Here is a 4,233-nt window from a genome sequence, read left to right on the forward strand (position 1 = left end):
ATTATCTGCCAGATTTTCAATCCATTTGGGATATATCTGAAGAAGTGAGTAGGATACTTATAGCTTTAATCAAATCAATTAAGAGTAAAATAGTATGAAGTATTTTCCCCCTTTCCTACTTCCTACTACCTACTTGCTTGGTATGCTGAATAGTTACAAAATCAAAAGGAAAATTTCGACCTGTGTAATTAAGATAAACCACGAAGGGCACGAAGACCACGAAGAAAAAATATGGTAACTATTCAGTAATTATTTAGACACAGATTAACACGGATAAATAACAGAAGGCAGAGGGCAGAAGGCAGAGGACAGAAGACAGAGGTCAGAGGCAGGTTGTCCCCCGCTGGCGGGGGATTAAGGGGGGTGGAAATTTCCTACACTGGCAGAGAATCAAGAAGGATAGAAAATAAAACTTAGAAGGAGAAACGCTCATGAACCGTTGGTTCACAAATGAGGATGAAAATAGGTTTGATGGTTTGATGGTTCAGGTGAAATCAGGCTCGGGGCACCCATGCAGAGCATGGGTCGTGCGGCTGCCAGCCTTCCCAAGTCCCGAACCCCGAGTCCCGAGTCCCGATTTTCAGAAGAACCCTTCAGCCTGACTACGGACACGGATACCGGACACGATTCACGAATTTTCCGTGTTTCATCCGTGTCCATCTGTGGCTGAATAGTTACAAAAATGAAATGTCAAGATTTGAATTAATTGCTCCATTTAAACCCTGTGGTGACCAGCCAAAGGCAATTGTTCAATTAACCGCAGGAATTAGCAAAGACTTTAGATACCAGACACTTTTGGGAGTGACCGGCTCAGGAAAAACATTTACTGTGGCTAATGTCATTGCCCAGATTAATAAGCCAACTTTAGTCATCTCGCATAATAAAACCTTAGCCGCTCAACTCTATTATGAGTTAAAATGTTTTTTCCCACACAATAGCGTGGAATATTTCGTGAGTTACTATGACTACTACCAGCCTGAGGCTTACCTTCCGGCTACCGATACCTATATTGAGAAGGACTCCTCGATTAATGAAGAATTAGATAGATTACGGCTGGCGGCTACCTGTTCACTAATTACCAGACAGGATGTCATCATCGTTGCCTCGGTCTCCTGTATTTATAATATTGGCTCACCACAAGAATATAAAGATGCCTATCTTTTCCTCGAAACAGGGGAGAACTTCCCAAGAAATGAAATTCTTAAACGATTAGTTGAGATTCACTACGAGCGAAATGATATAGACTTTTCAAGAGGGAAATTCAGGGTTAGAGGGGATACCATTGAAGTTTTCCCATCCTATTATGAAGATATTGCTTACCGAATTGAGTTATTTGGCGATGAGGTCGAAAAAATCTGTGAGATTAATCCTTTGACCGGTAAAATAACATCAGTTTCAAATCGGCTTCTTGTTTATCCGGCAAAGCATTTTGTAACGACACAAAGCCGTTTGGAACGAGCATTACTTTCAATTGAAATGGAATTGGATGAAAGGGTAACTCATCTGAGAGGGCAAAATAAATTATTAGAAGCTCAGCGATTAGAATCTCGGACTAAATATGATATGGAGATTATGCGGGAGATAGGGACATGCCACGGCATAGAGAATTATTCAAGGCATTTTGATGGCAGACGACCAGGAGAGCGACCATGGACACTGATTGATTATTTCCCAAAAGATTTTCTTCTCATTATTGATGAGTCCCATGTTACTTTGCCCCAATTGAAAGGTATGTATGAAGGGGATAGGTCAAGAAAGCAAAGTCTTGTAGATTATGGTTTCCGTCTCCCATCGGCTTATGATAATCGACCTTTAAAACTTGCTGAATTTGAAAGGCTGATGCCACAAACAATATTCGTTTCGGCTACACCTGGAGATTATGAACTAAAAGTAAGTAGTCAAATCGTAGAATTAATCATTAGACCAACGGGGTTAGTTGACCCAAAACTCGATGTCCGAAAGGTTGAAGGTCAAATAGATAATTTAATCCGTGAGATTAGGGCTCGGGTAGCAAATAAAGAGCGGATTTTAGTTACAACCCTGACCAAGCGAATGGCAGAAGACCTGGCGGAATACCTTTCTAAAATGGATATTAAGGTTAGATACCTGCATTCTGAAATCCAGACATTAGACCGGGTTGAGATTTTACGGGATTTGCGGCTGGGCGAATTTGATGTTTTGGTAGGGATAAATCTTTTACGAGAAGGATTAGATTTGCCTGAGGTATCACTGGTTGCGGTTTTAGATGCAGATAAGGAGGGATACCTGCGCTCCGAGCGGTCTTTGATTCAGGTATTTGGTCGCACCGCAAGACATATCAATGGTCAGGTGATTATGTATGGAAATACGATTACCGGCTCAATGAAAAGGGCAATTGATGAAACCAATCGAAGAAGAAAGATTCAAATGGAATATAACCAAACTTATGGTATTACTCCTCAAACTATTCAAAAGGCGATTGCTGAATCTCTTGTAACCACACCCAAAGAACCTAAATCCCTGAAAGATGCAAGAGTAAAATATAAAATAAAAGGCGATATTTCATCAATTGTTAAGGAATTAGAGAGGCAGATGTATGAGGCGGCGGACAATTTAGAATATGAAAAAGCCGCAGTCTTGCGAGATGAGATATATGAATTGAAAAATCAGTTATACACATCTTAGAAGTAGCGTAACCGTTCACCGCAGAGACGCAGAGACGCAGAAAAAAACAGACCCCTAACTCCCTTTGTTAAGGGGGAATAAATCTGTGTAATCTGCGAAATCTGCGGATATTTTCAGGAGAAGTTTCACGCCAAGCACGCAAAGAACGCAAAGGGAAATAAGGGGAAAAATTACCTTTGCGTCCTTTGCGTGAAAAAACTATTTTCAGAAGAATCCCCCATTTCACTAGCCTATGACAGTCTCTCTCAATACTTTTTGCAAAAGTTCATTGGTAATCTTAGGATTAGCCTTGCCGCGGGTGAGTTTCATCACCTGCCCAACTAAGAAACCTAATACTTCCTTTTTACCTGATTTGTATTCTTCAACTGCCTTTGGATTAGCAGTTATTACCTGCTCAATCACCTTTGCCATTTCATCGCTATCACTGATTTGGACTAATTCTTTTTCCCGAATTATTTCATCCGGTAATTTGCCAGTTTTAAATATTTCAGCCAATACCTCTTTACCTATCTTTCCACTTATCGTGCCATTATCAATTAGCTCCAACATCTTTGCCAGATGAGTTGGAGTAAGCCTGGTTTGAGTAATGGTTAAATTTGACTCGCCTAAAAATCCTAAGACCTCGGTCATTATCCAATTACTTACTATTTTGGGTTTGGGGTAAAGTTTGGTGGTATTTTTAAAGAACTCGGCTAATTGCTTTGTTGCAGTCAATACCTCACTATCATAAACTGGCAATCCATATTCTTCAATGAACCTTTTCTTTTTTGCCTGAGGCAATTCAGGAATAGTTGCTTTTATCTCATCTATCCATTGGGATGATACTTCTAACGGAACTAAATCAGGCTCCGGGAAATATCGGTAGTCATGGGCTTCTTCTTTAGAACGCATTGGTGTGGTAACTTGCTTCTTTTCATCCCATAGCCTTGTTTGTTGAATAATATTTCCACCCTGAGTGATAAGTTTAATTTGCCTTTCTATCTCATAACTCATTGCCTTTTCTACGGCTTTAAAGGAGTTTAGATTTTTTATCTCGGTTTTAGTCCCGAGTTTAACCTCACCAATAGGTCTGATAGAGACATTGGCATCACATCGCAGAGAGCCTTCTTCCATATTACAATCAGAAACCTCAAGATACTCTAAAACACTTTTCAGGTTTGTCAAATACTCATAAGCCTGCTGTGGGGTTTTTATCTCAGGTTCACTGACTATCTCAATTAATGGTGTGCCACAACGATTAAAATCTACAAGACTACTTTCTTCTTCGGTATGAATAAGCTTACCGGCATCTTCTTCTAAATGTATTCTGGTAATTCCTATTTTAGTTGTAGTAATTTCTAAATATCCATTTCTGGCTAAAGGTTCATCATATTGAGATATTTGATATGCCTTGGGCAGGTCAGGATAAAAGTAATTTTTGCGATGGAACTTACAGGTTTGGACGATGTGGCAATTTAACGCTAATGCAGATTTAATCGCATATTCGACCGCTTGTTTATTTAAAACGGGTAATACCCCGGGAAAACCCAGACACACCGGGCAGGTTTGCGAATTAGGCGGTGCACCAAA

2 protein-coding genes are annotated in these 4,233 nt (G+C 40.0%); one reads left to right on the forward strand and one right to left on the reverse strand.

Translation table 11 applies throughout. The features are described from left to right. The first annotated feature begins 687 nt into the window (after window positions 1-687). Complete coding sequence (gene uvrB, locus AB1414_16525; protein ID MEW6609024.1) at window positions 688-2,664, forward strand: excinuclease ABC subunit UvrB; 1,977 nt, start codon at window positions 688-690, stop codon at window positions 2,662-2,664. A 225-nt stretch (window positions 2,665-2,889) separates the two neighbouring features. Here the strand turns inward: uvrB and gatB are convergent. Continuing rightward, the coding region (gene gatB, locus AB1414_16530; protein ID MEW6609025.1) for an Asp-tRNA(Asn)/Glu-tRNA(Gln) amidotransferase subunit GatB at window positions 2,890-4,233 on the reverse strand (1,344 nt) is incomplete at its 5' end.

This window comes from bacterium (assembly GCA_040755795.1).
Taxonomy (GTDB): Bacteria; UBA9089; CG2-30-40-21; order CG2-30-40-21; family SBAY01; genus JBFLXS01.

Bases quoted from the DNA above. Each gene is read 5' to 3' on its own strand.
- uvrB (MEW6609024.1), top strand. From the start codon at position 688: ATGTCAAGATTTGAATTAATTGCTCCATTTAAACCCTGTGGTGACCAG.